The sequence below is a fragment of the Luteirhabdus pelagi genome (genome assembly GCF_016827595.1).
Taxonomy (GTDB): Bacteria; Bacteroidota; Bacteroidia; order Flavobacteriales; family Flavobacteriaceae; genus Luteirhabdus; species Luteirhabdus pelagi.
In genome coordinates, this window is record NZ_JAECMS010000001.1 from 611,194 (window position 1) to 637,308 (window position 26,115).

26 protein-coding genes and 1 other RNA gene are annotated in these 26,115 nt (G+C 37.5%); 6 read left to right on the top strand and 21 right to left on the bottom strand.

The window, feature by feature from the left end; all coding sequences use genetic code 11:
- Positions 1-131: 131 nt before the first annotated feature.
- Positions 132-2,120: a hypothetical protein gene (locus I4Q58_RS02815; protein WP_203293490.1), complete on the top strand. Its 1,989-nt coding sequence runs from the start codon at positions 132-134 to the stop codon at positions 2,118-2,120.
- 85 nt (positions 2,121-2,205) lie between these two features.
- Here I4Q58_RS02815 and I4Q58_RS02820 read toward each other — a convergent pair whose 3' ends face one another.
- A complete protein-coding gene (locus tag I4Q58_RS02820) occupies positions 2,206-3,414 on the bottom strand; it encodes an NAD(P)-dependent oxidoreductase (RefSeq protein ID WP_203294352.1) in 1,209 nt (402 codons plus the stop codon).
- Positions 3,415-3,852: 438 nt separating this feature from the next.
- On the opposite strand from I4Q58_RS02820, the gene ssrA reads away from it, so the two are divergent.
- Together ssrA and I4Q58_RS02830 are read left to right on the top strand one after the other, a co-directional pair.
- Positions 3,853-4,253, top strand: a transfer-messenger RNA (tmRNA) gene (gene ssrA / locus I4Q58_RS02825).
- Between the two features lie 237 nt (positions 4,254-4,490).
- Positions 4,491-5,738 (top strand): site-specific integrase, encoded by a 1,248-nt coding sequence (locus I4Q58_RS02830; protein ID WP_203293492.1) that lies wholly within the window; start codon positions 4,491-4,493, stop codon positions 5,736-5,738.
- 56 nt (positions 5,739-5,794) lie between these two features.
- Here I4Q58_RS02830 and I4Q58_RS02835 read toward each other — a convergent pair whose 3' ends face one another.
- The 13 genes from I4Q58_RS02835 to I4Q58_RS02895 form a co-directional block, all read right to left on the bottom strand.
- Complete coding sequence (locus tag I4Q58_RS02835) at positions 5,795-6,883, bottom strand: hypothetical protein (RefSeq protein ID WP_203293494.1); 1,089 nt, start codon at positions 6,881-6,883, stop codon at positions 5,795-5,797.
- 324 nt (positions 6,884-7,207) lie between these two features.
- The gene (locus I4Q58_RS02840) at positions 7,208-8,152 is read right to left on the bottom strand and encodes an SIMPL domain-containing protein (protein ID WP_203293496.1); all 945 of its coding nucleotides are present in this window, start codon (positions 8,150-8,152) and stop codon (positions 7,208-7,210) included.
- A gap of 408 nt (positions 8,153-8,560) precedes the next feature.
- Positions 8,561-9,574, bottom strand: a complete 1,014-nt coding sequence (locus I4Q58_RS02845; protein ID WP_203293498.1) for an RES family NAD+ phosphorylase — start codon at positions 9,572-9,574, stop codon at positions 8,561-8,563.
- Positions 9,574-10,512: a sce7725 family protein gene (locus I4Q58_RS02850; protein ID WP_203293500.1), complete on the bottom strand. Its 939-nt coding sequence runs from the start codon at positions 10,510-10,512 to the stop codon at positions 9,574-9,576. Before I4Q58_RS02850 ends, I4Q58_RS02845 begins: the two co-directional genes overlap by 1 nt.
- 1 nt (position 10,513) lies before the next feature.
- Entirely contained in the window at positions 10,514-11,383 is an 870-nt protein-coding gene (locus I4Q58_RS02855; protein ID WP_203293502.1) for a sce7726 family protein, read from the bottom strand.
- 111 nt (positions 11,384-11,494) lie between these two features.
- Positions 11,495-12,190 (bottom strand): HNH endonuclease signature motif containing protein, encoded by a 696-nt coding sequence (locus I4Q58_RS02860; RefSeq protein WP_203293504.1) that lies wholly within the window; start codon positions 12,188-12,190, stop codon positions 11,495-11,497.
- Positions 12,191-12,352: 162 nt separating this feature from the next.
- Complete coding sequence (locus I4Q58_RS02865; protein ID WP_203293506.1) at positions 12,353-12,898, bottom strand: hypothetical protein; 546 nt, start codon at positions 12,896-12,898, stop codon at positions 12,353-12,355.
- A 1-nt stretch (position 12,899) separates the two neighbouring features.
- On the bottom strand, positions 12,900-13,301 hold the full coding sequence (locus tag I4Q58_RS02870; RefSeq protein ID WP_203293507.1) for a hypothetical protein: 402 nt from the start codon (positions 13,299-13,301) through the stop codon (positions 12,900-12,902).
- A 430-nt stretch (positions 13,302-13,731) separates the two neighbouring features.
- The gene (locus I4Q58_RS02875) at positions 13,732-14,580 is read right to left on the bottom strand and encodes a TIR domain-containing protein (protein ID WP_203293509.1); all 849 of its coding nucleotides are present in this window, start codon (positions 14,578-14,580) and stop codon (positions 13,732-13,734) included.
- Positions 14,581-14,743: 163 nt separating this feature from the next.
- The gene (locus I4Q58_RS02880; protein WP_203293511.1) at positions 14,744-14,983 is read right to left on the bottom strand and encodes a hypothetical protein; all 240 of its coding nucleotides are present in this window, start codon (positions 14,981-14,983) and stop codon (positions 14,744-14,746) included.
- A complete protein-coding gene (locus I4Q58_RS02885) occupies positions 14,980-15,252 on the bottom strand; it encodes a hypothetical protein (RefSeq protein ID WP_203293513.1) in 273 nt (90 codons plus the stop codon). Before I4Q58_RS02885 ends, I4Q58_RS02880 begins: the two co-directional genes overlap by 4 nt.
- An 18-nt stretch (positions 15,253-15,270) precedes the next feature.
- Positions 15,271-15,591 (bottom strand): hypothetical protein, encoded by a 321-nt coding sequence (locus tag I4Q58_RS02890; protein ID WP_203293515.1) that lies wholly within the window; start codon positions 15,589-15,591, stop codon positions 15,271-15,273.
- A 211-nt stretch (positions 15,592-15,802) separates the two neighbouring features.
- Positions 15,803-16,210 carry a helix-turn-helix domain-containing protein gene (locus I4Q58_RS02895; RefSeq protein ID WP_203293517.1) on the bottom strand — a complete coding sequence of 136 codons (408 nt, stop codon included), beginning with the start codon at positions 16,208-16,210 and terminating at the stop codon, positions 15,803-15,805.
- A 146-nt stretch (positions 16,211-16,356) separates the two neighbouring features.
- On the opposite strand from I4Q58_RS02895, the gene I4Q58_RS02900 reads away from it, so the two are divergent.
- Both I4Q58_RS02900 and I4Q58_RS02905 read left to right on the top strand, forming a co-directional pair.
- Positions 16,357-17,205 (top strand): hypothetical protein, encoded by an 849-nt coding sequence (locus I4Q58_RS02900; RefSeq protein WP_203293519.1) that lies wholly within the window; start codon positions 16,357-16,359, stop codon positions 17,203-17,205.
- A complete protein-coding gene (locus tag I4Q58_RS02905; RefSeq protein WP_203293521.1) occupies positions 17,192-17,554 on the top strand; it encodes a hypothetical protein in 363 nt (120 codons plus the stop codon). The genes I4Q58_RS02900 and I4Q58_RS02905 overlap by 14 nt, the downstream gene beginning before the upstream one ends.
- 852 nt (positions 17,555-18,406) lie before the next feature.
- On the opposite strand, the gene I4Q58_RS02910 is transcribed toward I4Q58_RS02905, so the two are convergent.
- The 4 genes from I4Q58_RS02910 to I4Q58_RS02925 form a co-directional block, all read right to left on the bottom strand.
- Entirely contained in the window at positions 18,407-19,852 is a 1,446-nt protein-coding gene (locus tag I4Q58_RS02910; RefSeq protein ID WP_203293523.1) for an amidohydrolase family protein, read from the bottom strand.
- Between the two features lie 10 nt (positions 19,853-19,862).
- Positions 19,863-21,551 (bottom strand): FISUMP domain-containing protein, encoded by a 1,689-nt coding sequence (locus I4Q58_RS02915; RefSeq protein ID WP_236002805.1) that lies wholly within the window; start codon positions 21,549-21,551, stop codon positions 19,863-19,865.
- Positions 21,552-21,646: 95 nt separating this feature from the next.
- Positions 21,647-22,915: a DUF418 domain-containing protein gene (locus I4Q58_RS02920; protein WP_203293525.1), complete on the bottom strand. Its 1,269-nt coding sequence runs from the start codon at positions 22,913-22,915 to the stop codon at positions 21,647-21,649.
- A 28-nt stretch (positions 22,916-22,943) separates the two neighbouring features.
- Positions 22,944-23,642: a toxin-antitoxin system YwqK family antitoxin gene (locus tag I4Q58_RS02925; RefSeq protein WP_203293527.1), complete on the bottom strand. Its 699-nt coding sequence runs from the start codon at positions 23,640-23,642 to the stop codon at positions 22,944-22,946.
- A gap of 219 nt (positions 23,643-23,861) precedes the next feature.
- Here I4Q58_RS02925 and I4Q58_RS02930 point away from each other — a divergent pair, with 219 nt between their 5' ends.
- Entirely contained in the window at positions 23,862-24,773 is a 912-nt protein-coding gene (locus tag I4Q58_RS02930; protein WP_203293529.1) for a PAS domain S-box protein, read from the top strand.
- A 113-nt stretch (positions 24,774-24,886) separates the two neighbouring features.
- Here the strand turns inward: I4Q58_RS02930 and I4Q58_RS02935 are convergent, their stop codons facing one another.
- Genes I4Q58_RS02935 through I4Q58_RS02945 form a run of 3 tightly spaced genes read right to left on the bottom strand, consistent with a single transcriptional unit; the run spans position 24,887 to position 26,098 of the window.
- On the bottom strand, positions 24,887-25,207 hold the full coding sequence (locus I4Q58_RS02935; RefSeq protein ID WP_203293531.1) for a hypothetical protein: 321 nt from the start codon (positions 25,205-25,207) through the stop codon (positions 24,887-24,889).
- Positions 25,204-25,791, bottom strand: a complete 588-nt coding sequence (locus I4Q58_RS02940; protein ID WP_236002806.1) for an RNA polymerase sigma factor — start codon at positions 25,789-25,791, stop codon at positions 25,204-25,206. Before I4Q58_RS02940 ends, I4Q58_RS02935 begins: the two co-directional genes overlap by 4 nt.
- Complete coding sequence (locus I4Q58_RS02945; RefSeq protein WP_203293533.1) at positions 25,760-26,098, bottom strand: DUF6249 domain-containing protein; 339 nt, start codon at positions 26,096-26,098, stop codon at positions 25,760-25,762. Before I4Q58_RS02945 ends, I4Q58_RS02940 begins: the two co-directional genes overlap by 32 nt.
- Between the last annotated feature and the right edge of the window lie 17 nt (positions 26,099-26,115).

Here is a 26,115-nt window from a genome sequence, read left to right on the forward strand (position 1 = left end):
GCTTATTCACACTAACAAAGTTGCTGAATAGCAGCAGTTAACACAAGGGGGTTTTACCCCAATTCTAAAAGCTTTTACCTTTCCTAGCACATTTATCCAAAAACGATATATTTGTCGATTATTACGTTACTATGCCCATCCTTCGTTTCTTCATTATCTTTTCACTTCTCTGCACTGTATCTGGGAACATTTTTTCCCAAACACCTACTTCTGTATTTGGTAGGCCCACAGGACAGGAACTTAACGCAAAAGAATTCCCGTCAGATCCTGACGCTGCTGCCGTAATCCTCTACGAAAGCGCTAACTTCCATTTCGAGATGGCTAACGACCGGTTGCGCCTCATGAAGGATATCTATCGGAAGATAAAGGTACTGGATGCCAAAAGATTTGATATGGGAACTATTAAGGTTTTTACATATGAAGAATCTCCAGGTAGAAAAGAATATGTAAGGGATGTTAAGGCGGTTACCCATAATGGAATTAAAAAATCGTATTTGAAGGAAACTGATGTTTATGAGAAAGAGTTGGACAACCATCATGCAGAAACGGTTTTTGCCTTAGCCGATATCCAAGATGGAAGTGTTTTAGAGTATACGTATACTATTGAAAGTCCCTTTTATTTTGCTTTCGAATGGAGCTTCCAGAATCCCTACCCTACCCTCTACAGTGAGTTCAAAAGTTCGATTTTAGGCAATTTAAAGTATAATAGATCGCTAGTTGGAAATCATCCTCTCGACATTAATGAAGCAACAATCGAAAAAAATTGCCTTACGGTTGGACGTGGATATTCCAATGCCGATTGCGAAGCAGCACATTATGCTATAGCGAATCTACCTGCATATAAAGAGGAGCCATACATGCTATCGGAAGACAACTATATCAGCACTATTCGATATGAGCTTCGTGATTTAACCGACTTCACAGGAGTAAAGGATCGATTTTCGCGAAGCTGGAAAGATATGGAACATGAAATTAAGACCGACAAAGATGTAGGCCGTCAGTTGCGAAAAAATTCTTTCGTTGCGAATCAAATGCCTGAATCCATTTTTGAAATAAAAGATACATTGGAAAAAGCAAAGGCCATCTATTCCTTCATTCAAAATTATTTTTCATGGGACGGGAAAACTAGTTTATTTCGTGATAGTCGTGTAAAACAGGCTTTTTCAGAGGGACGTGGAAGCGTATCAGAAATAAACTTAGCATTGGTTAACGCGCTTCAGGCTGCCGATTTGGATGCCCATATGATGCTCTCCGCTTCAAGAGATAGAAGAATACCAACAGATATTTATCCTGTTATTACCGATTTCAATTATGTTACTGCATTTTTAAGGATTGACGAATCGGAATATCTTTTAGATGCTTCAGACAAGTTACTGGCATTTGGAATGCTTCCTGAAAGAGCCTTGAACTCTAAAGGGCGCGTTATGGATTTTGATAAGGGTAGTTATTGGAAGGATATCAAGCCGAATTCTAAAAATATGGTATTCCTTCAATCTAATTTCACGATAACCCCAGAGGGTAATCTAGAGGGGAAAGCAAAGGAAACCTATTCTGGACACGAAGCCTATGAAATGCGTACGAAATTACTTTCGGGCGGACGTTCTTCCTATCGCGAACGAATAGAAAGCGAAATTTCAGGAATTGAGCTATCGAACCTACAATTTCAGAACGAAACAAATATTGAAGAGCCTTTACTATTGGAATATGATATTTTCTATGAAAGCGAGCAGAGCGTCGATAAGATTTACTTCAATCCTTTCTTACTGCAACGTAACTTGAGAAAGAATCCATTTTCTAATGAAACGCGACAATTTCCCATAGATTTCGGACATCCATTCCGAATTATGTATTTGGTATCTATGGAACTAGGAGATTCCTATACGGTCGAGACCCTTCCTGAAAACAGAACTATTCGTTTAGAAGAGAATGCAGAAGTTGGTGTATTTTATCAACAGAATGGGAACAAAGTATCAATCCGCTTAATGTTTAGGCTAGAGGAATACCAATATTCTGAAGAACTATATGAATACGTACGAAACTTTTTTCAAGAAGCAATAACGCTTCAGGAAGATGCCATTATTGTCCTAAATAAAAATTCGTCTAATGAAATTGGCGACTAACACACTATTTTCATCAAATAGCTAACTTATTGCTAGGTTCAAAGCAATTTCAAAAACTCAGATTTTGGAGGTGAATGTATTAATGCTATTCTAAACCATCCACAAAATCTTGCAGGTATTTAAAGTTTTCGGTTAGCTCGCCATCAGGCGTGGTCATTCGGGCCCGTTGCAAAATGCCATCCTTATCATTGTTGAAAAATGCTGGTATGACGTGTTCGGCAAACATATCACCAAAACCTTCGCTGGCATCTTTTGGTAGTTCGCACGGAAGGTTATCCACTGCCATAACGGTTATAACCCCAGGGGCATCGAAGTCTGTTTCGGTTTCGGTATGGGGATCGTACCCATAGAATGGATCGGCAATGGTTGAAGGTCGAATCGTACTCGCTACAGGTCCGTCGATATCGCACGAAACATCTGCTACCAAATCAATCTTGAAATCGGCTCGTTTGGCATCTTCACGAGTGAATAGATACGGAGCGCCATCACCATAAAAATGCCCTGCGATAAACATATCGCTTACCTGTGCGAAACGGAGGAAGTCGCTTTTATAATCTGAAGGGTCGTTATAAAACTCATATTTATCGCCTTGACTACCATCCACTCGTTTATTATAATCCATGACGTCGATCATACAGTACACGGCATGGTTGAAGTCTTCGGCGAGATATTCTTCAATCGATACTTGTGGAATTTTTAAGTGGTCTAAGATTTCCTTGGCACCATGCGCTACTTTTCCAGTTCCCGTGAGTACAATTTTTATGTTCGGAATGGTGATCTGGTCTAATTCTGCCTTTACCGCCTTCAGGTCTGGTAGGGTATCCACACGTGTCAGTTCGAATAACCCATCCCGAAGTCCGAGTGCCCGGAATCCGTTATAGGCACCCACCAATCCGGCATAGCGTCCGAAGCCAATAAGGCGTGACCCTTTTTCGGTTACGATGACCTCATGGTCATACAGCTCGATTCCCTTTGCTAAAATGGCGCGTAGTAGGTTTCTGTTATAGGGTTGTTTCTTAATGGTATGAGAGAAGAAGAAATACTTTTTATTAGGAATAAGAGCTTCTACCGGGACTTCCTTAACGCCCAACATAATATCTGCGTGGGTAATATCCTCTTCTACGGGAAATCCCGCTTCGTGGTAGGCATGATCTTCAAAAACACGGAGATAGGAAGATTCTACGATGATACGCGCATCGGGAAACTGTTTCATGACTTCCTGACACTTTTGGGGTGAAAAAACGACGCGTCTATCGGGTGGATCCTTCCGTTCTTTGAGGAGCGCAAAAGTTATGGGCATTTGGTATGTTTTTTGAATTCTTTTTGAGGTGCGTAAAGATACGTAATTAATAGTATCTTTGCTTCCCTTTTGCAAGGGCGAGGCCCGCTGGGTTTTTTCAATTTGGCGGAGCTATTTAGCGAAGGAGGAGAACCCGGCGGGTCTAAGAAAGAGTCGCGCTAGGGATTGAGGCGGCATCCTCCTTGGTCATGGCTTCGAGAGCCTCAGCCACCAAGGAGATACAGCGGAAAGCCCGGTACTCTAGAGCTGCGATGCGCAGCGAAGGAGTAAGCGCCCACATCTCGCTACACCCTGAATGAATTCAGGGCACTCGATGTGACATCGATCTTTGAAAAATATATCTAAGAAAGTATAGAGATGAGATATAAGAGATCCCGAAATGAATTCGGGATGGAATGCGGCTACCAGTTGTATTTATATCTTTCTCATTACGGGGCCGACTGGTTTTGACAGCGTGCCCAGTGGTATTGTAAGCATGCCGAGCATTGGAATGTGGCTCGTAAATATCATGTTTCAGACTTTTTAAACGGCGAGAATAACTACGCCTTGGCTGCGTAACCCGAATTATAGTAAGGTTACCTTAATTCCGTGCAAGGCACGGAACCAAGATGTCTCTGGAAGGCCTTGGTTTACGGCGTTCCACTAAGAGGCACCGTAAAAGTAAACATAGCGGTTGCAGGGCTTTGATGCAATCGTGAAACTTAAGCGAAGCTAAGCCGTACGTGGGTTGTTTTTGACCGGCAAGCGGACGAAAACCTGAACAAAAACTAAGCATGTAGAAAGCGATAACATTGCGCGTTTGGACGAGGGTTCGAATCCCTCCGGCTCCACTTTTTGACTATCAAGTTAAACCAAAAACCCTGTAAACTATTGATTTACAGGGTTTTTTATTTTTTATGATATCATTTGATATGGAAAAATAGCATCTAAAAAGTGACCTATTCGGTGAGTACATTTATTTTGCAAAATGTACTCACCGATATCGCTGTAACTAACTGATTATATGTTAAATATGAAAATTAATTTTTGCCCTTTTTGTACCTTTATTTATGTTAAAAAGGTGAGCAAAAATGAACACAATCTTCACACAGTTATTTTATTTAAAAAAGGGAAAGAGGGGAAGTAGCGTTAAAGTCCCTATTTACCTACGATTAACGGTAAATGGGGAACGGAGCGAACTTAGCATTTCCCGAAAGATTGAGCCTTCCAAGTGGGATGCTCGGACGAACAAAGTGAGAGGAACAACACCCGAGGCAAAGGAGTTGAATGCTTACCTGAACAAGGTTCGAAACAAGGTAAATAAGATTCACGAAAAGTTTATCGAGAACAACGAACCCTTCACGGCTTTGGACCTAAAAAACCAATATACTGGTAAGGGTCAAAAATTAAAGATGCTCTTGGAAGTGTTCGACGAACATAACCAAATGATGAAAAAATTGGTGGGTATCGAGTTTGCCCTGGGAACCTATAAGCGGTACCATACCACCAAAAATCATGTAAAGGATTATATAACGTCCGAATATGGAAAAAGCGACATCCCCATAAAGAATGTGAACCTTAAATTCATTAGAGGTTTTGAGTACTTCCTAAAAGAGCGTAAAAGCTGTAACCATAATTCGTCCCTAAAGTATATCAACAACTTCAAAAAGATTATCCGGATGGCGGTTGCCAATGAATGGATAACCAAGGACCCTTTTTATAATTATAAGGTAAAATTCAAAACCGTAGATCGGGAAATACTTACAAATGAAGAGCTAGAAAAAATTGCCAGTTTCAATATCGCGTTGCCACGCCTGGCTATTGTAAAGGATATGTTTGTTTTCTGTTGCTATACGGGTTTGGCCTATGTAGATATCCAAAAGCTGAATCACGATAACATAGTAACCCATATCGATGGGAGTTTATGGATACAGGCCAAGCGGACCAAAACAAAAACGAAACTTGGGATACCCCTACTCCCACCAGCACTAGCCATTATTGAAAAATATGAAGACCATCCCAAGGTGGTAAACGGTGAATGTTTGTTGCCCGTACTTAGCAACCAGAAGTCTAATGCCTATCTAAAGGAAATTGCAGACCTCTGCGGCATCAAAAAGAAATTAACGACCCATTTAGCCCGTCATACATTTGCCACTACCGTGACGCTCTCTAATGGTGTTCCGATAGAGACCGTAGGTAAAATGTTAGGGCATAAAAACCTTCGTACCACCCAGCACTATGCAAAGATCGTAGATAGGAAAGTTAGTGAGGATATGAAAGCCTTACAGGATAAGTTGGGAATGGGAAACCACTCAAAAGGTAAAAGTACCAAGTATTAAAATACATGTTCTACTGAGTTAAGGCATATAATCAATCATTTTGGATATATACCTGGCTAGATCTCATTCATTAGCCTAACTATTATCATGGAAAAAATATCCACATTATCCCCAAATTCCAAAAAAGGACTTTTCCCAGTATCCTTTTGGATGTCTACACCGTTTTTATATGGTTTTATATCTAATATCTTATTTAATCGAATCGTTTTATTCCCTCGGGCCCCCATAAAAATAAGACGCTTATTGGTAAGGTAAATACTGCCGCTATCAATAACCTGCCAGACATCTTCAGATACACTCTTTGCTGAAATACTTCCCATCCGATAATAAACACCTTTTGCGATTTTGATTCTAGCTGTAGGACCACTATAATTTATTCGCTTCGTAACCCGCCGTTGTTCCTTCCAGATAACATCTGTCATAAAGTATAGATTTTCACTTTTCTGAATGTTGATTGGTGGATTACGTAATATTGGCAGTTCTCCATTTTCTATTGTCCAATAGAGATGGTAGCGCTCAAGGTTTTCTCTAGTTTTGGAATTAAGGCTTGGTTCGATACCTAAGCTTAATGATATCTCCTCTAATTTTTGGTACTCCTCATCACTTAAGCGTTCGTCAGAAATGGCATCATTAATGAAATTCTTTAAAATTTTTTCAGAATTCGTTTTCAGTATATCGCTAGCAATCTCGTCTTGAAGTAATAGGTTCTTCTTCAATAATTCTAAATTGGTCTTTTCTTCTTCCGTTAACACTCCATCCGAGACCGCCTTTTTCACTTCTTGGTCATAAAGCTTGTTAGTCTCAAATTTTATTACCTGTCTAATTTCTGCATCAGTTAAATGAAGTAATTTTTTTAAATGTAAAAAGGTATTGATTTCTTCATCATCTATAACATGATCCTTAAGACAATGATGAATATAATTTCTGAAAAGCTCAATACGTAATGCTTTGAATTTTCTTTTCAATTTCAATTTATGCCTTTCAGTAATTTCCTGAATTTGTTCTAAAGTTACTTTAGTTAAATCCTTCTCATTCTCTACAAAAAGATTATTGATTTCAATTAGAGCATTTTCCTTTGGTGTTCTTTTTAAAATCTTTCCAATTAACGACGGTTTCTTAGTGCTTTTTAATTCGAATATGCCCATAATGTATCTTTATACTACAAATAATTTCCAGAAGCGTTTTATACTCTCTCAGTTGAAATACCAGCTCCATTGCAATTTAGAATGTTAACATGTTTTCATTTACGGTTTTCCATAATCTCATTCAAAAAGCCCTCTCCTAGCCTAAACTGGGGAGAGGGCTTTTGATCAACGACATTAAAACTAATTCTAATCAGGGAAGAAGTGAATCGTGCAATTCCCGGATTAACAACTAGTACTTAAATATAATACTTTTTTCTGATAACCTACTTTTTCGCATAAAAACTTCTTTGCAATTGAATCGCTAATTTTTAATGCCCCTAGTATTTAATTACCAATGTTTATAGTTTTTAGATCACCATTTGGAGTTACCAAGATATATTCCTTACTGGCCTTTTCTTCTTTTTCTCGATTTACCCGAAATCTAATCTCATACATTACTTGAATGACAGGTTCCAATACGGTAGGATTGACCACGAAATCGAATTCCTTATCTATAATGGGCTGGTAGTAGAGGGTTGTTGATTTTTGCGACTGGTTAACATTCGCTGATCGCTTTAGATTTAACGACGATGAGGAGTAAGCTTGATACGACTTATACATCTCTACTGGATAAACTACTTTATATCCATCCGAAAGCTGCTTTTCGAATGTATTCAAATCAACTCCCAAAATTCCCTGATAGTTCGCTATTTTCTCCGTTAGAATCGTTTTTGCCTTTTTCATCAGTTCCGACTTGGTCTTTTCCAATTGATCTGAGAAATAATCCACACGGACAAGATCATATATTTCCGCACCTGTACAGATTGAAATTAACTCGTTCAGGAAGTTAGGATCTTTATACCGGACATGAAGGTTCTTCTTTAGTTCGAACCCCACCGGAATTTCATTGTAAGTGTTTTTACTGAAAATCTTTTTGTCTACCTCAAATTCATACACGGGAACGAATGAGACCATATCTACATAGGTCTCCACATTTTCCCGACTTGATATTTTATTAATGACACTGTTTACACGACTGTCAAGAAGTTCATTGACCTCTTTCGTAGTCTCGCCTAGTTGCGTAATATTGAAAATGGCTACATAGTTATCAGCTTCAATATTCGCAAGGCCTTTGACGCTAATATTTAAATCGGAGTCATTGCTGATTCCCACAGTGATATTATTATCGGAGTATCTTGTTTGGGTCTGATAGTTTATATTACCCGCCACTTGGGCCATTAGGCTATTGGATACTATTATCAGAATCGCCAAAAATTTAAATTTGCACATATACTTTAGTATTAGACTGTTTTAGAATACAATGGTAGTCAATTTACAGTTTTTCAGAAAAAAGAACCCTAATAACAACTGTGCCATCCACTTCAATTGTTATATACCATAAAACAAGTGGAGGCCGAAACTGCGGAATTGTCATATTATACCATCTGCTTTATTTATTTTGGCATAAATCGGCTATGGTCCGAAGGTTCAAAATCCTTTTTTAGGGACATGTCTTTCTTCTTGTCAGAAGTTGATTCAACTGGATTTGTATTTTTTTCCTTCATTTGAGCGTCCTTTGGGCTAGGATTATTTTTCCGGCGTGCGGGTTTTTTTATTTCTACGGCTTTTTTCGAAGGTCTTCTTTAATTCAAAAAACCATCTCTAGAAAATCACACATTTTAAGTTGTTCTATTGCATTTATAACTCAATACCCTTTAATGAAATCTTATTAACTTTTACCAATTTGGAAGAGATACATTCCATTAAATTCTGATTAAATATTACTAAATTCTTACCAGAAGGATGTAGCGAACTTTGGAACCTAATGCCTTCCGCTCCAGTAAATACTCTAATGAATTCACAAATAAATTGAGTGGGAATATATTCAATTTCGCTATCATATCGACGCATAGGTTTTGATAAATCTCGACTAATCTTTTCTCTAAGCAGCTTCCCTTTAATTGTCTCGTTTATTCTATCAAGCTTAAAAAGAGAAGTGTCTTCTGTGAAATCAACAATCTTAATAGATGTTGCGGAATTTAATTTGAATTCGCCAATCGTCAGTTCATCAAGATAAGAAGCTCGTACCTCATACAAAACGGTTTCTTCATTATCACTTAAATATAGTGATGGAATTCCTAATGGGTTAGCTCTTCCACCAATAATTTTTTCTTTTGGAGGGGCTCCCATTTCACCCGTAGTGTAAGCTTTTCCTCCGCTATAATGATGTACTCTAGCACGGAATAATGTCGTATCTTGTCCAAGTTGATATTGAGTATTAAAAAATCCATCCCAGCCTAAATCCTCAGTAAGATGTACAATATCTGTTAGAAATCTTTTACCCCACTTTAGTTCCTCTTTTAAAATTTTCCAATATGAAATATTGTCTAAAATATCAGAGGTATAGTTGACGCTATATTCTGAATTTAAGATAGCGGTATTCAATTTCGGAAGAATATAATTTAAAATATCTGCTGCGGCCTTGTGATTGGAAAATAAACTCCAATTACTTTGAATCTTTTCTCGAATTGATATTCCTGAATCATCAGCTTCATAGTTATCAATTAACTCTTGAAAAAAATCTTCAAGTTCATCAATATCTAAAATAAATACCTCATTTTTTTGGCATACTTCACAATCACCTAACTTTTCGAAAGATTCGATATATGCTATTAACTCTTTGTCTGAAAAACAATTAGAACAAACCTTCATCAGTTGTGAGACCTTAAATAATTACCTACAACAATAAGATGATTTTTAATTGAAATTTTCTTTACCATTCCTAATCCAGGATAATGGCCTTCGTCAAAATATTGTTTTAATTCAGTTATTGCTGAATTGTCAAGATCATTATTTCTACAATATTCAACTGCTTTTTCAGCGGCTTCTCCAAACTTTCCTTGAACGTTTGCTATCGTATCATTTGAATTTGAGGTGAAATGTCTAATCCAGATTTGATCTTGATTATTTAAGTAAGTTAAGTGAATAACTACTGCTCGTGGAGAGCTTCCCCCCTCTATAAATCTACTGGGAAGTGTAGTATAATCGGAGAAACCGTCGTAGTTGTCATCTAAATAGTACTTGTGTTCTTCTGAAAATCTATGCGATTCTATCTGTAAGAAATTACTATTTCTAGGTTCTGGCTCAAATAAATCGTCTAGCCTGATGAATTCTATATCAGTACTTTGAATATATCGTTTTAAGTCTCTATTTCTGTCTGGATCTTCTATTACTACTTTATTTACAGCATCCAATTCTAGGACATCTCTAAAGGCCTGGTCAGATGATTGAATTTCATTAGTTCCCAGAATTAAACAGTTTTGCAAATCATTCTCACTGATTTTCTCTACAATGTAATCTCTGTTACCTCTATAATGAAATGCGGGATAAAAAGAACTCTCCTGGAGATTACTCATAAAATCTACATAAAAATCAGTATCACCATTTCTTTCACCAACAGAAGGATTTACAATTAGAAAATTGTTTTGACTATGTTCTAAAAAAACTCTATTAGCCAATTCTAAACTTTTTAAACTGTTTTTCACTGGCTCAATTATAGATGAGATATAGCCTTGAAGCTGGTTTTCTTGACTAAGTTCTCTTAGTGCTATTAATTCAAACTGACGACCTCTTAGAAATGGATAATACATGTTAGTTAAATATAGGTTGTTTTAAATTTTTTATGAGAGTTCGTTTTTCTTTCTTCCTTAGCTTAAGGGCTAATGAAATTTGATTTAACTCTTTATATCTATAGGTCGAGAGAACATTGTCTAATTTTCTCTTTTTAATTTGCTCTAAAAATAATTGATTTAATTCTACGATAGGAATTGATTTAATTAGATCAAAACATTTTTTATATTGGTCGAAACTATTCATAGAGGGTAATACCCCAAAATATTCTTGAACAACCATTTTGTATTCATTCGTATTCAATATCTGCATTAATATAGCCGGATTTAAGTTTTCGCTATATCTCGCCTTTCTATAGTATTCGAACTTTTCGTTTTTGCTACTATCAAACAAAATTATTCCAACACCATCTCCATACTTTTTATAAGTTTCTAACTTAGATTTCGGAATAATCAAATAAATCTCGTTGAATGCTTCCTTATAGTTCTTAATTTGGTCTTTTAATCTTTGCTCTGAATCATATTCTGTTTTAATCTCAAAAGCCCTTGACACCCCGTTAAACATTGCTAAATCTGAAACAGATTTACCTATTCTAAATTCATTAAAGACTACAGATGACGATTTTCCTAACTCCTTAATCAACCAATTTGTAAGAAATGAATTTTTTATGACATACTCATTTTGATAGTGTTGCTCTAAAACATTATAGCAGTGTTTAAGAAATTTTGAATATGAGGTTAGTGCTGATTGAGGTATTCTATTATAATACCTTTTAATCTTAAAATCAACAGTATCTAAATTGCCTTTAAGAATTAATTGAGCTTCACTTCTAGTAAAAATAGATGAGAAGTCGCGTAAAAGATTAATATCATTTTGAGTTTCAAAATTCATATTACAAATTTACTTCAATTAATATTAGGACATTGTTTGTAAAATGCTTTTCCTCAAATGAAGCAAAATGGTCTTGTAGCATGCGTGTTATATGTTTTTTACAACCGTTACTTATTTTTTCAATTCTTTTTTACGATTAACCACTAAATCTTTGCTAAGATCTCCTTTTGTTATTTTTGAATGACAATTCGGACATAGCATTATTAAATTATCATGCGAATTATTCTCTGGATTTTCGTCAATGTGATGAACTTGAAAATGTCCAACATCCTTGTTCTCACAAAATGGACAGTTGGAATTTATTTCTTTCTGTAAAAGGGCTTTTGTTTTATATGGAATAGCTTTTCTTTTTTTAGTCTTTTTCCTTCTATTCCCAATTTTGTCATTGTCGAACAAAAATTTGTTGAATTCAGCACATTCCGAAAAATGTTTAGATTTTAAAACCCTCTTTTTTTGATGGCTATAGTATTTATCATAATCACCTTTAGAACAAGCCTTTTCTGAAATCATTGCGTTTATACCGTCAAAAAGATTTACTTCTGGGCAGACATCTGAAAAAAAGTAATGTTCAGTTCCTCTAATTATGGATGGTAATTCACCCTGAACAGGTATTTCATTCTCCTCAAAGTCGGATGGAATTTCTCCAGCTTTTTTCAGGGCTTGAACCATATTCAAACTTGGGTCGTATTTTGAATACTCAGAAAATAGATAAACTGTCCAAGCTCTTCTTGAACAATAATTAAGGATTGGACACCTTAGTGGAAAATCATTCTCCTTACTTATTTGGTAGTATTCTCGTTTTTCCATTTCGGTTTGAAGGTTGTTGTCAACGGCCCTATATGATCCTCCATTTGGTACGTTTTTGAAACGACGTTTAATAAAAAAAGAGTCGTATTTGAGTATTGTCAGCTTTGCTCTCGTTTGACAAACTATGTAAAATATTTGTTATACGTTGTTACTTGCTTGCTTTTATTCATTATTATTCGACAACTGTTCTTTAGTGACAAATGTCAATTTAGAGGCTTTTTTCGATTTTCTTTTGTCTTTATGTACTATTTTAAAACCTGTGCATTTGGCTTCAGTTACATTTATGTGATTGTCAGAAATGTTCGCGATTTCAAAGATGAATTTGACTTTATCATTTCGATTGAAGTTTTTTATTCTTGCTAAATATTCATTTTCTTTAACCAGTCTACTTTTATAATGGTCAGTTCCAACTTTACTAATATTTGTATGTTTTAAAATTACGGCGGTTGTATCAAACTCAAATATTATTTGAAAATCCTTTTGGTCCGTATTGGTTGTGTTTTTTAGCAAAAATTCCTTTGTATGTATATTTTGATGAGTCGTTCCATCATCATTCGTTATCGGAATTTTGGACATAATATCCTCATCGATGCAATGACAATACATTTTTTGAATTTTGGTTTTGTGGTTATTATATACAATTGTAATAACAGAACCAAAAGCACCGCCTGTAAGAAAAGGAAGAATTAACTGTAAAAATGTTTCCATATCATTCCCAATTAATATTGGACACATTTCCATGATAGTCGGTGTCGAAAGTTCCAAATCTTACACTAATTCCAACTTGTTTACATAGTCTATTTGCTAATTCACGATAATTTCTTGGAACAAGTAAATAAAAGGAGGCCTGAATTCCATTTGCATACTTTTTCCATTGGCTAGTTGCTTCGTTTAGATTTATACTCTCTGCCGTTTCGACTTCGATAAAGAATTTTACTGTTTTTTTATTTTTATCAGTTAAAATTATGTCTGGATATAGATTTCCAATCCCAGCATTTTTTTGTCCTCCAGGGTTTGTGTATATATCAAAATCGGTATTATTTAAAAATCGCTGGGCACTCTTTATCACATTATCGTGAAGGCTTTGATTTTGATAGTTTCTATTTGCCATTAATTTTCAGTTTTTACAGCCTATATTGATTTTCAAGCTTGCCGGTAAAAGTTTTGTAAAATGCATCCCGTTGAGTTACAATTTCCAATTGCCTATCTGCCAAATAAGCAGCATTCATACTCCAAATCTAGCCGCCCTGCCACACCTCCCCTTTCGGTTTCCCTTAATAAAATAGCCCTCTCCTAGCCTAAACTGGGGAGAGGGCTATCAAAACTATCTTAGGAACATCCGTTTTTGTGAAAGTCTATTTGTAACTCGGCATTAAATATAAAACTTTTATTTTAAACCGAGGGATCTTGTAAAACGGCCATGTATTTAGCACATAGTCAATTTACGGATTTTTCAGTTAGAGTAGGAGAATTGATTTCTGTAATCCTATTCAATCGCTTGACCAACCAACGCTCTGAGCGTTATACGTTGTTGGCAACAGTTATTTATACTCCATTATTCTTTCGTATAATTTTTCTCCGAGTTCGTAACTTATCAGAACTGGGTCATCAGCAGAGTTTTCCTTAAAAATCCGAATTGATAAATCACTACAATCCTCATTTGAAAATCGTTCAGCCCATTTAGTCAGTTGTTCGTTTTCAATATCGTCATACATTCTAAACTGATACATAGCATATTGACCAGACATTAATCTGTCTTTTTTCTCTGTTATTGGTTCCAGTTTAAATGAATTTGATGGAAAAACGTGAACATTCAACCAAGGCAAATCTTTCTCTGTTCGATTAAATACTGTCAAATAGTAGTCAGGTCTTTGAGTAATTCCATCTTCTTTACAACCTGTCCACCAATGAGCAGTAATTCCTTGTTTTTGTCTTGGTCCGAGTTTTTTAACTGCTCGCTCAATTTCGAGACAAGCAGTTCCCATTGCAGATTGAATTGTCCCTTTTACCGGTGGTTCAAATGTAGAAGGAGTAATTCCAGCTAAATCACTCGGTAATTTTAATTTTGCTTTTCTGTCGATAACTATAAAAGTTCTTTCAAGTCCTAATCCACCAATAAATAAGCCTAATTCAAATATCACGTTATCTCTAGGACTTCCTTGTTCTTTATTTCGACTGATTGTAATATCATCTTCAGTAAGCATTAGAATTGCAAAATCAAATTTATCCAAAGATTTAACGAGCGTTTCCATTGTTCCAGTCGATAATCCAAATAGTCCTTGCGACCAAATTTGGCATTCACAAGAATATTCAAGATTCGCTTGAACTCCTTTAGCTGACTCAAGTCCTTCTGCTGAAGAACCTATAAATATAAATGGTTTCTCGGTCATTTCTTAATTGCTTACAACAACGGTCTTGTATAACGCCCGGCGTTTGGCGCCTGGTCAATTTACGGAATTTTCAGTTAAGCTGTTTTTTGAACGATCATCGGAATTTTCAACAGGATAGCCATCACGCACTAAATGCGCGTTATACGTTGTTGTAAGCAGTTTTTTAATCCTCAACCAATTTTGAAATCAACCAGGCAGCCAAAATCACTCCTCCAATAGTCAAAGCAGCTCTAACAATTTCTTCAGAATTTTGATTTTTAATGAATGAATTATATTGGTCATGAGTTATACTGCCATTTTGCAGTAGAATTTTCATATATTCATTTTTATCTGAATTGGTTGCTTGATTATTATCAATTAACCGTTTTAAATATAAGAGGCGGTCATAATCTAAACTCATCATTTTTTCTCTTTTTTATGTTTAACCTCTTCTACCAATTTAGGAATCAACTCATCCATTTGTTTACCTATTTGATCAATTACCTGCTGTTGTAGATCATCTCTGGATTTCTGTTCTTGTAGTTTTAATTTGAGCGAATTAATTTCATCTTTTAGTAAATCATTTTTATCCCGTATATATTCTTTTAACCTATGACGTGTTCCTAAAAAGGAAATCACAGCTGATACTACAATTCCAATGATATAGAATAGATCTTTTAATCCAAACTCCATCTCATAAATTTAATATAATTATCTAATATGTTCTTCCTTTCTTTGTGCACCTTCGATACAATAAGCTGTCAGTAAACAAAGTCCGTTATTTTGAACACCAACTTTTCTTCTTTCATTCATATTCAAGGATAGACCTTGAAAAAAATTCTCGATTAATTCCAATTCAGATTTTGTATATAAGCTCAAGTCTAATCTATTTCCATATTTTTCACTTAACCACTCAAAAAGCTTTTTATCCCTAAGCTTTTGATGAACAATTTCAACCTTAATTTCTTCCCCACTATCAACAAGTGAGTTAAAAAGAAATCCTAGAAAAGTAAATTTAGTTGGGTGTTTCATAAAATGTGTTTTTAAAATTGCTTACAACTAATTATATGTGTTATAAAAATATTATTCTCCATCCGGTTTAACTGAATAAACCCTTATCACCCATCCCCCAACTTCATTTCCCTTCACTTCATAACACCTCAGCTTCCCTCAAATTAAAAAAGCCCCATCCACACCGAATTTGGGGAATAGGGCTACAAAATTCAACTAGGGAGTTGCTGGATTATTTCTTGTCTACCAGTTTCTCCAAATAGGCTACTTTCTCCCGTTCGGCTTCCAGTAACCTCTCATAAAGTTTTTTATTCTCTTCCACTTTTTCCATTAGTTTTTCCAATGGATTGAAAGTACAGTTGTTATTATATACTTGACCAGTACTGTTATCGTAGAAGTTACTGAAGTAATTAAATACAGCTTCTTCAGAAAAATTTTCAATCGCTTCTTTCGTCACACCCAACGCCTTCGCCACTCGTTCCAGTTTCTCATCCTCCACCGTCTCGCTGTTCTCCAACTGCGAAACACCCTGTTGGCTAATGCCCAGTTCCTCGGCAAGGGTCTCTTGTTTCATACCACGCAGCTCGCGGATGCGGCTGATCTTTCTTCCGATATGGTTGGTCTTTGCTGTTGTGCTCATATCCCAAAAGTACGTATTTTTTTCAATTTAGGCGGCCGGCTCACCCTCTGGGGTAAAAAACAATCCGCCTGTGGTAATTTACTACTTTTTTTGGTGGGGTACATCACCTTCTTTTCCAAACTTCATGGCAGCAAAAGAATAGGCCCATGGAAACAAGCGAACACACAAAACGTAACATGGAGGTGGCGCTCCCCTCCATCGCCTCTACCATCAATGAACATATAGAGGCCATCAGCATCCATTGCTTTGGTGTGGTGCACGAGTCAACTTCCTTCCTTGACCTTACCCAGAGCGGTCGGGACCGGCACCGGTCGCACTGCCGTTTCTACCTATTGGTATTGGCCGAAAGGTACCGGAACAATGCCCTTGCCGATATCATGGACCTGGTCGAGAAGAAAAGCGATGGAAGACATTCGGTGACCGCCATCCTACAGAGTGTAAAACAGGTCACCAGCACCAACGATGGCCACCGGCAATTCTTCAAGGGGATACTGGAATCGGGCTGGCTGGTGGACGGCAAGCCGCCGTCCCTAGAGGAACTTCGGTTAGTGGAGATTCCCGATGTGGATGGGGAAAGTATCGACAGCTATACGAGCGCTAGGCTGGACGTCACTCGGGACTGCCTCTCGCGGGTTGGCGAAAAGAGCTGTACCCTGTTTGCCTCACATCTGTTGCGCCTGGCACTCGAACAGCTGTTCCTTGGCCTCCTTTATGGGAAGCTGCATTTCCGTCCCGACCATTTCCCCCTGCGGTACCTGTACCATCTCTCCAATTTCGCTGTGGCAATACCTAATGAAGTGTTCCCCAAACTGCTCTTCGACCACCAAAGGTATGGTGCCATCCTCAGCGCCAGCCACAGTGAGCTGCGCTACCGTGGTACCGACCTATACAGCATGGAGGATATTGGTGTCCTGAACCAATACTGCCAGTCCCTGTTGGAATACCTTGCTCCCCTCCTATCCACTACAAAAACAAAGGGCAATGGAAAACGATAGGCTTTTACGGCTACTGGAGACCATCCGAGATCGCAACCTGACCTTCCTGTCACCAAAGGTGGGCAAAAACGGAAAGCACTATGAGGTAACCTTTGCGGTGGACAGCCATCTACGGCTGATGTTCCTTGTCACCAACCTGATAAAGGTCTGCATCTGTGCCCTTGACCGGGCCGAGGGGCCCATCGGCAGGGATATTCCCGACCCAGTCCACAACGTTCAGGAGGTGCTGTTGCATGCCCTATCGATCATTCCCATCGAAGAGCACCGGTTCATTGACGAGGTTTTGGAGCTCTTGGAAACGGCACGGGAAGAAAAAACCAAAAAGGCACAAACAGATAAAAACGGCTAGGCTGGCTGGCAGGAATTGATTTTTACGTCAAATATGGGACGGTTTTACTGGGCTGGCAGCGCATTTACGTTAAAAAGGAACGGATGGGGCTAAAATCGCTAAATATGGTAAAACTATTTAATCCCTTTGCTTACTTGTCTTAAGCCGATAATTTGAGTGCATGTAACACCGCAGCGCGTGTTACCCTCTTGCTACTCAAATTCCACACTCACGTGTGAAAATTTCGAACGGTGGGACACGAAGAAATTTCACGTTTTTAAAGGAATTAACTAAAAGCCAAATCTATTTTCGATATTGAACTTTACGAAATACAAACAAATTGACCAACAATCCAAACCCATCACTTTTCAAACCACTTACTTATTATATCCAGAGCGTTTTCCTTTTCAAAACCCATTGAATTCGAAAATCTTTACAACCCAATTAGGATCTCAGCAAAATGACTCTGTCCTCCGCCATTCAATTTCAATCACTTACTTCCCATAGTGCCGTCGCGTTACCTTTTTGATGCATCGAGGGTATAGGTCACCGAACACTAAGACCATATAAATAGGGAGCCTGTGACCGGTTTTATGCTGGTCGTGTGGGGGTGGCCCATTTATTAGCGTCAAAAAGTAACGGGCGGCAGAATCTAGCGGGTATGGGAATAGTGGCGCAAGCGGACGTATTCGTTTTTATTTCGGTTAGAAATAAACAACGGATGGGTCCAAGATTTTTAAGGGAAGTGCTTTCCCCGAAATGAAGCTCTAAGCGGAATGAAGGGGAATGGGCTGAGCGTCCCAGCCTTCAAGACTTATACAAGGTTTCATTGGAACTCATTTTTGATTGATAATGTGGTCAATTCTGTATCCATTATTCTTTACCGAATTGTCCTTGTACTGTTTTCAAGATTAAATCAGGGTTATAACTCTTACCGTCCTTGAATACGGTTTCCACCTTTTCTATGGTCGTAGCATCGGTTCTCAAATCTCCGTTTAGAATAACAAAATCAGCTCTTTTGCCTACTTGAATGGTTCCGATATCAGTTCGCTCCAATGCTTTGGCCCCATTTCCTGTCATAATCTTAACTGCTTCTTCAGTAGTAAATCCAGCTTCAATAAGCAGTTCGTAATTTCTTTGGTCACCAAAACCGGGAAGCACGTGCCTGCCTGCATCGACACCAGCACACAACAGACCACCCATTTTATAATATTGATATTCGAATTGCATGATTCTTTTCAAGCGCTTTTCCCTAGTAACATCATCTATTTGTTTGTCATTACTTGCTCTCCTATCTTTATATTGTTTTCTTAAAAATGGCGACATCACATCCAGTGATCTATCATCTGCATAGGCTCTGTTAGGTATACTGGCCTCATAAATTGATAGAGTAGAGGTTAAAAAAACCTTATTGTCAATCATTATCTGTTGCAGTCGTTTTACATTTGGGTGATTAATAATCAGTTCATCTATATACTCACGGCCACCATTGCATTGACCGTAGGCTTTGTGGGTTCTAAAATCGCTTGTGCTATTTAGGCCGTGCTCAATCCCGTCAATTCCTAGTCTGGTAGCTTCCTCAAAGGTAACAGAACATAAATGCCCCCTTACTTTAGCCTTGTTTTTATGGGCTACCTCAATGATTGTTTTTAAATCATCAGGATTTGTATTACGATATACTTTAAACCATTTTACCCCTAGGTCTAACCAATGCTGCATTGTGTCTCTGAGATGTTCCGTATTTCTTGGAATAATCATATTGGGATTACCTCCTTTTCCAGTAATGAAGGGTGCACTGGAAATAATTTCCGGCCCAATAAATTCACCCTCTTCTATTCGTTTGGATAGTTTCAGTTCCTTATAGGGTGCAGCTGCACCACAGGTTTGAATGGTTGTTACGCCCGCCGCCAAATACAACTTAGCAGCTACGTCACCAACATCAGGAAACCTAGGAATATGTAAGTGGTTGTGCATTCCTACGATACCTGGAATGATGGTTTTTCCTTTTAGATTAATAGTTTTTGCATTTTGAGGAATTCTTACATCCGTATACTTACCAACCTCTTTGAAAATTCCATTCTCTATGATTATTGTCTGATTCTGTTTAATAGGGTTACCAGTTCCGTCTACCATGGTAGCATGGGTAAAAACCAATAAATTTTCATGGGATTCTTCGTAAAGCCGTAAGCTTTCTGACAATCCATAATTTGGGCTGCCTTCCTTTATTAGGTCGCTATTTTCGAGAGTATGAATACAACTTGAAAAACACAAGAAGAAAGTTATTACAAAACAAGGATAAGTTGATTTGCGTGATATCATGTACTTCAGTCTATTTCTTGGCCTCAAACAATTTATTCAAAAAACGTTCATACATTTCCTTATCTGTCCTTCTTCCATAAACTGCTTTGGTTTTTAATGCGACAACAATGTCCATTGAAGGAATTACGGTAATATATTGTCCTTGATTTCCCGTAGCGGTGTAAGCGCCTTTAAATTCCGGTTTTAAATCCGGGCTGTCCCAAATTCGCCACATAAGTCCCTGTCCCCATTTCCACCATGGCCAATCCTTTAGCCTTGGATCCACTTTATACATATCTGCATAACTTGTAGTAATGGTGGTCAATTTTTCAACCCAAGATTCCGGTATCACCTGTTCCTTCTTCCAGTTGCCCTTTCGCAACATGAGATAACCAAGTCTAGCCATATCTCTGGTAGATAATTCAAAATGGTAGGCTTTGAATTTAGATTTGCTTGTATCTCCTGATTTTTGCTGTTTGGTTAAATCCCATTGTTGAAAGCCTATTTTTTTTGCGATATCCCTTTCGAAGGCTGTGTAAATATCCTGACCTGTTTCCTGTTCAAAAATGTAACCTGCTACATTAAAATCCCAATTATTGTATATAAAATAAGTTCCCGGTTTTTTGCTGCCACGTTCCGGAAACAACCATTCATTACCGCCGGGGTTACTTGCAGGATGAAACACTCCAGATTTAGATTGCAGAACATCTATTATTTTGGCTTCCCTTTCAATATCCAACAGACCTCCCACATCATCAATGTTCAATTCTTTAAGTGTCTTGTTTAAATCTATAGTTCCATTTTCCTCATATTTACCATACAGCATTGCCAGTAAGCTCTTTCTAACGGAGGCTATGTAACTCAGTTCATGTGTATCTCCGTAATCATAAATCATCTCACCACTCTGAACCACGATTATCCCAGTGGCATTTGTACTATCTATCGCATACCTGTAAAGCTGATTGATCTTATCTTGGCTCCAACCAAAATCGGATACATTTTCCATCATTTCCCATTCTTTTTCAGGATATGTGATGTACTCTTCAGCAGGAGTATCCCTTACATACCTTACACTGAATCCGCAACCTTTATTTCCTACCTCACGTCCAATGCTTTGGTTATTTACGCCCATCAACCTTTCATGGGCTCTTGCTGGATCGTGTGAATCTGCAACCCAAAAATTAGCATGATCCTTTTGAAATCTAAAGTCACCATAATCTGTTCTCCAACCCGCAAACTTTATACTGAAACCAGAACTGCCATTTTCTTTTAATGCAGTAATACTTTTTCCACTTCCTCTCCAACCACTTTTGGCTGCTATCTCTTTGGGCATACCAACAGCTGTTTCCAACTGCATCCAATCGGCATCGGTTGGCAATCGCCAACCTTTTGGTGCCAACTCTTTTGCTTTTTCCCATGAATACAATGCACCATATTCTTTATATGATTTTGTTTCTTTTGCCTTCTTAACTGAATTGCCCTTGTAACCATAGACCGAAATATTTACAGTATCCACCTCTGGCAGGTAAGCAAAGTTTTCGGCAAACCATACCTGGGTGCCTATATTTACGGTTTTATACACCTTTCCATCTCGGGGATCCGTATACGAACCTGTTTGGGGTGTTGCACTGGTTCTGGATTGCTGCGCAATAACGCAATTGTACCCGCCAGGTATTAATGCCGCAATGAGCATAATTGTTTTGATCGATTTGTTGGTCATTTCAAAGAATTAATAGAGTATCGTATTTTACAAGATGCTTTTTATAACATACTATCACACTTTGAGTAATCAATATGCATCTTCCTTCTCAAAGCTTATTTATTTTTGTTAAACGCACCATAGGTCAGCTTTCTCCATAGAAATTCCAATGGCCCTTGTTTGTAGTGTTGCAACCAGAGATGAGTACATACGATTTGTACAACCCATAGTACCAAGACAACTCCCAACAGTCCAAATCTTGAAAATCTGTTGTGCATTCCGAGACCATAGCCATAAAATATGATACCCAAGACGATACTTTGAAAAATATAATTTGACAAAGCAGTTCTACCAACCTTTGAAAAGATTTGAATCTTACCCTTCGTTAAGTATTTCTGATAGATGCCATTCAATAATAGGATATATGCTGTGCCTAGGATTTCTTTATGAAAGGTGAACAACAGGGCTCGCATCGTACTTAACTGTGGTATGTGGTCGTCATAAGTCCAGTGATAATAGCGCAGGTAGTTAACACCCAAACCAATGCCTAACAAAGAAAACGCTATCAACCAATAGAATTTCCATGTGGTGTAGTCCGAAAATATTCCTGCTCTATATAGCAACATTCCAATAAGCATAACAATTAAGGAAGAAAAGAGTAAGGACTGATAATAAAATTCCCCCTTGTGCACTTTAAGATGTTCATAAGAGTCCATCACTCCTTGCCAATAGGTAGTTTTTGGGGGCTCAACTTCCTCTGTAAGATTAGGTGACTTTTTAGTATATCTGTTTTCCCAAGAAGTGATGAACTTATTGTCTTTATCTGTTCTTTTCGTAACTTCTTTATTTAATACCTCGGTATAATTTGAATATGATTCCTGTCTTTTTGAAACACCCTCGTAAGATTTTATGAATAAGAAAAAAGCTAAAAACAAAACAAGCAGCACTAGACTTCTATTTCTCATTGAACGGAATGGAAGTAAAAAAAGGCCACAAATAGCATAATGATATAATATATCACCATCCCAAATAAAGTAAGCGTGAATGACCCCTATAACAAACAACCACAACAACCGTCTAGAATATATATCCATAGCTGTTAAGCCATGAACTTTTTGTTGGATACGGTCCATAAAAATCACAAAGCCTACACCAAAAAGTAAGGCGAACATGGTGTAAAATTTTCCCTGTGTCAAAAAGTACACCCAAAAGCGCGTATGGTGATCTATGGCATTTTCATATCCGTACTGCCAAGAACTCCATGGATTGGGATATATAAAAGATTCTATATTTATGAATAGAATACCTAAAACTGCTACCCCCCTTAAAAAGTCCAGTGAAGGTATTCGCTCGGAAGTCGTTGTGGGTTTAATTACTAAGGGCATTAATAAAATTTAAATTAAGCTTTATTTATTATTCTATCTCTCTGTAACTAATTCGCCAAAGAGTCGGTTCTTCTGTTTCTACACCGTCCCATCGCACTTCAATGGTTTTAGGAAAATTAAACTCATTGTATTCATATAGCCATTGTGTACCACTTTGGAGGTTTAATGTCATGTTCTGGCATGATAAGTTTTTTGGAAGGACAGCTTCAGTACCAAAGTAAGGCAATGGTTCAACCTGGAATATTTTGCCTAACCCAAATTTCGGTGTAGGGGCACAATCAAATTCATAGTTGTAAATAATTTCCTCTGAGCAATCTGATGATGTCAATAGCCTCACTTTCCCAACGTTTCCGCTTTCGTTATAGGTGAAAGTTGGGTTCACATTATTATTTTCATCGATTATGCCGTGGAGTTTCCCATTAGAAGAATAAGCATATCTACGCTCCCCAACCAATTGACCATTTTTGTAGGTTTCATCCTTATAAATTAAACCCTCATCATTATAGTATAGTACTATAGTATAATTCAAAGAAGGATACGTCTGGTCCTCGTATACAATTTCAATAATCCTATTTTCCTCATAGATGAAATTATATTCCGAATACCTAAAATTAACGGGATCGGAATCCTTACGTTTTATTAGGTTGTTATTGTCATCATAGAAGTATTCTCCTATTAATTCATAGTTGTAATTGAATACCTTGTCGACTAAAATTCTTTTGCCCAAAGAAGTGTTCGGATGGCATCCAATCAAGAAGGTTATAACTAAAATTAGTATAAGGTTCCTAATCATAACGTACGATCCAAAAGTAACTTGCAGATCCTATTTACGCAAAGGGTTAAACTATATATCGTTAACTAACCGTTAACAGTGGGAAAATTTTTTATTTTTATCATCTTTATCCTACAATCCTAACTATTATTTAATTAGTTCCATCCGAATAAAATGTGTCCGAAAAATCAGGGAGAAGAAACAGAGGCCCTATTGGGTCTAATAGACCGCAGTAACGAATTGGATAGTACCGCCCTGTCCAAGCTCTTAAATGAGCATAATATTGACAAGCTAAAACTAATTGCTGAACATACTATCGACGTGGTTTGTTTACATCATCCAAAAGACGGCAGATACTTATATGCTAGCCCCTCTACAGAGCGAATAATGGGCTATACCATACAGGACCTAGAGGGCAAAGTACCCTATGATTTTATCCATCCGGATTATTTAACAACCCTTAAAAAGAATATTGTGACCTCTTCCACTGGATTTACCGGAAAACTGGATAAGGTTGAACTCTTATTTAAAACAAAACATGCTGGTTATCAGTGGTACGAAGGGTATACCATCCCCTTATTTAATAAAGACAATAAGGTCGTATTGGTTTTAAGTTGTACACGAAACATACAGGAGCGGAAAGATGCAGAGATAGAGCGGCAGAAGAGGGAGGTTGCTCAGCAGAACCTACTCCTGTCGTCAGCTTTATTCGAAAAGAAAAAGGCTATAATTAAAAAAATAGAACATACAATCTTGGAACTTGAACCTAATTTGAGAAAAGAATTAAGGACCATCCTAACCCATATTCAGGAAACGTTGAACTTGGATGAAAGCTGGGAAGAGTTTTTAATACATTTCAAGCGAATGCATCCCAATTTCTACAGGAATCTCTCGAATGCCTACCCACAATTAACCCAAAAGGACATTAAGCACCTAGCCTATATAAAACTTGGGCTGAGCTCCTCGGATATCGCCAAGGCAATGCTTATGAAAAAGGCAAGTTTGCGTGTTAGTAGAAATCGATTGAAGAATAAGCTAGGATTGGATTCGTCCCTAGATCTATATAAATTTGTTCAAGGTTTTTGAGACTCTTGCTCTTCTTTAAAAACCTAATAAAGATTGCCGTATAATAGTTTGCAATAACTATGTAATCAGACCTGCTAGCTGATAGCTTATGGTTTTCCTATCAAATCCAATATTTATTTTTCAACTCTTAGGTAAGCCTTACACTTATTTATTGATAGAAGATAGCTCATTCCCGAAAGCAATAGGAACGACCAAATAAAGGGTATGGCCACACCGCCCATGGATAGAAAGGCTTTCGAAGAGCTATATACCAAGAACCCCGAAATTATTGCTAAAACGGCGAATCCTATTACAATATTCCCAATGGACCAAAACGTTACCGGTTTCTTTACTGGATGCTGGGCATCCAGTTTAGAAATAAGGCTATCGGTAAAATCTGTCCTCGTTTTTAATTCACTTTTCTTGATTAATTCCTTAAGCACATCCTTTTTCATAATAAGTAATCTATTTCATCCCCGAGTAGTTGCTCGAGCTGTTGTTTTAAATTCTTTCGGCCACGGTATAAATCAACCCGTATTTTTGAAGAATTGGATTTAGTGATTGCCTCAATCTCCTTTAAGCTCATCTCACAAAGATAAAAAAGGCGAAGCACCAACGCTTCATCGGGTCTCAACATCTTCATTGCCTTTTGGATATATTTCCTTTGGTCTTCTCCGGTTAATTGTAGTGGTTGTTCAGCATGGCCGATTTCTCGTAATGTCTGATCATTTTCCGTATTTAAACTGGTATTGCTTTTTCTCTTTAATTCGCTATAGCAGGTATTCACCACAATTCGATAAATCCATGTGGCAAATGATGACTTGAACTTAAACTTTCCGATGTTCTTATAGACCTTCATAAAAACATCCTGGACAATATCTTCAGCCAAAGCTGGATTTTTTACTATGGAAGCTGCCAAGGACAAAGATTTATCCTTATACAAATCCACCAAGGTGCGGAAGGCATTTAAATCGCCCTCCCGCACCCTAAGCACAAGTTCAATATCCTTATCTTCTATCCGCTCGCCCAAATTTCTCATCTAAAAGATGTGCCACGATAAGACCGAAACCGCCAAAAAGGATGATAGTTCCCCAGACAAGCAAGTCTGTAGTGTCTTCATTAAAGTCCAATAACGTGAAAACCGAGGATACTATTAACCCTATACCTAGGCCGATCAAAATTCCACCAAGATGCATTAACCTACTTTTGGTTAGTGTTTTTGTAGCTTGGAGTCCATTCTCAGCCATTGCCTTCCGTATAAGATAGGTATAGCGGGCAATAATAAAGATTACCGCAGCAATAAGAACGAAAAATGCTAATCCAAAAATAACTTCCTGTGTTGCCATATTCATGATTCTAAATT

What these genes read in the sequence shown, in the direction of transcription:
- I4Q58_RS02815 (WP_203293490.1), top strand. Translation starts at nt 132, where the DNA reads ATGCCCATCCTTCGTTTCTTCATTATCTTTTCACTTCTCTGCACTGTA.
- I4Q58_RS02830 (WP_203293492.1), top strand. Translation starts at nt 4,491, where the DNA reads ATGAACACAATCTTCACACAGTTATTTTATTTAAAAAAGGGAAAGAGG.
- I4Q58_RS02835 (WP_203293494.1), bottom strand. Translation starts at nt 6,883, where the DNA reads ATGGGCATATTCGAATTAAAAAGCACTAAGAAACCGTCGTTAATTGGA.
- I4Q58_RS02840 (WP_203293496.1), bottom strand. Translation starts at nt 8,152, where the DNA reads ATGTGCAAATTTAAATTTTTGGCGATTCTGATAATAGTATCCAATAGC.
- I4Q58_RS02845 (WP_203293498.1), bottom strand. Translation starts at nt 9,574, where the DNA reads ATGAAGGTTTGTTCTAATTGTTTTTCAGACAAAGAGTTAATAGCATAT.
- I4Q58_RS02850 (WP_203293500.1), bottom strand. Translation starts at nt 10,512, where the DNA reads ATGTATTATCCATTTCTAAGAGGTCGTCAGTTTGAATTAATAGCACTA.
- I4Q58_RS02855 (WP_203293502.1), bottom strand. Translation starts at nt 11,383, where the DNA reads ATGAATTTTGAAACTCAAAATGATATTAATCTTTTACGCGACTTCTCA.
- I4Q58_RS02860 (WP_203293504.1), bottom strand. Translation starts at nt 12,190, where the DNA reads ATGGAAAAACGAGAATACTACCAAATAAGTAAGGAGAATGATTTTCCA.
- I4Q58_RS02865 (WP_203293506.1), bottom strand. Translation starts at nt 12,898, where the DNA reads ATGGAAACATTTTTACAGTTAATTCTTCCTTTTCTTACAGGCGGTGCT.
- I4Q58_RS02870 (WP_203293507.1), bottom strand. Translation starts at nt 13,301, where the DNA reads ATGGCAAATAGAAACTATCAAAATCAAAGCCTTCACGATAATGTGATA.
- I4Q58_RS02875 (WP_203293509.1), bottom strand. Translation starts at nt 14,580, where the DNA reads ATGACCGAGAAACCATTTATATTTATAGGTTCTTCAGCAGAAGGACTT.
- I4Q58_RS02880 (WP_203293511.1), bottom strand. Translation starts at nt 14,983, where the DNA reads ATGATGAGTTTAGATTATGACCGCCTCTTATATTTAAAACGGTTAATT.
- I4Q58_RS02885 (WP_203293513.1), bottom strand. Translation starts at nt 15,252, where the DNA reads ATGGAGTTTGGATTAAAAGATCTATTCTATATCATTGGAATTGTAGTA.
- I4Q58_RS02890 (WP_203293515.1), bottom strand. Translation starts at nt 15,591, where the DNA reads ATGAAACACCCAACTAAATTTACTTTTCTAGGATTTCTTTTTAACTCA.
- I4Q58_RS02895 (WP_203293517.1), bottom strand. Translation starts at nt 16,210, where the DNA reads ATGAGCACAACAGCAAAGACCAACCATATCGGAAGAAAGATCAGCCGC.
- I4Q58_RS02900 (WP_203293519.1), top strand. Translation starts at nt 16,357, where the DNA reads ATGGAAACAAGCGAACACACAAAACGTAACATGGAGGTGGCGCTCCCC.
- I4Q58_RS02905 (WP_203293521.1), top strand. Translation starts at nt 17,192, where the DNA reads ATGGAAAACGATAGGCTTTTACGGCTACTGGAGACCATCCGAGATCGC.
- I4Q58_RS02910 (WP_203293523.1), bottom strand. Translation starts at nt 19,852, where the DNA reads ATGATATCACGCAAATCAACTTATCCTTGTTTTGTAATAACTTTCTTC.
- I4Q58_RS02915 (WP_236002805.1), bottom strand. Translation starts at nt 21,551, where the DNA reads ATGACCAACAAATCGATCAAAACAATTATGCTCATTGCGGCATTAATA.
- I4Q58_RS02920 (WP_203293525.1), bottom strand. Translation starts at nt 22,915, where the DNA reads ATGCCCTTAGTAATTAAACCCACAACGACTTCCGAGCGAATACCTTCA.
- I4Q58_RS02930 (WP_203293529.1), top strand. Translation starts at nt 23,862, where the DNA reads ATGTGTCCGAAAAATCAGGGAGAAGAAACAGAGGCCCTATTGGGTCTA.
- I4Q58_RS02935 (WP_203293531.1), bottom strand. Translation starts at nt 25,207, where the DNA reads ATGAAAAAGGATGTGCTTAAGGAATTAATCAAGAAAAGTGAATTAAAA.
- I4Q58_RS02940 (WP_236002806.1), bottom strand. Translation starts at nt 25,791, where the DNA reads ATGAGAAATTTGGGCGAGCGGATAGAAGATAAGGATATTGAACTTGTG.
- I4Q58_RS02945 (WP_203293533.1), bottom strand. Translation starts at nt 26,098, where the DNA reads ATGGCAACACAGGAAGTTATTTTTGGATTAGCATTTTTCGTTCTTATT.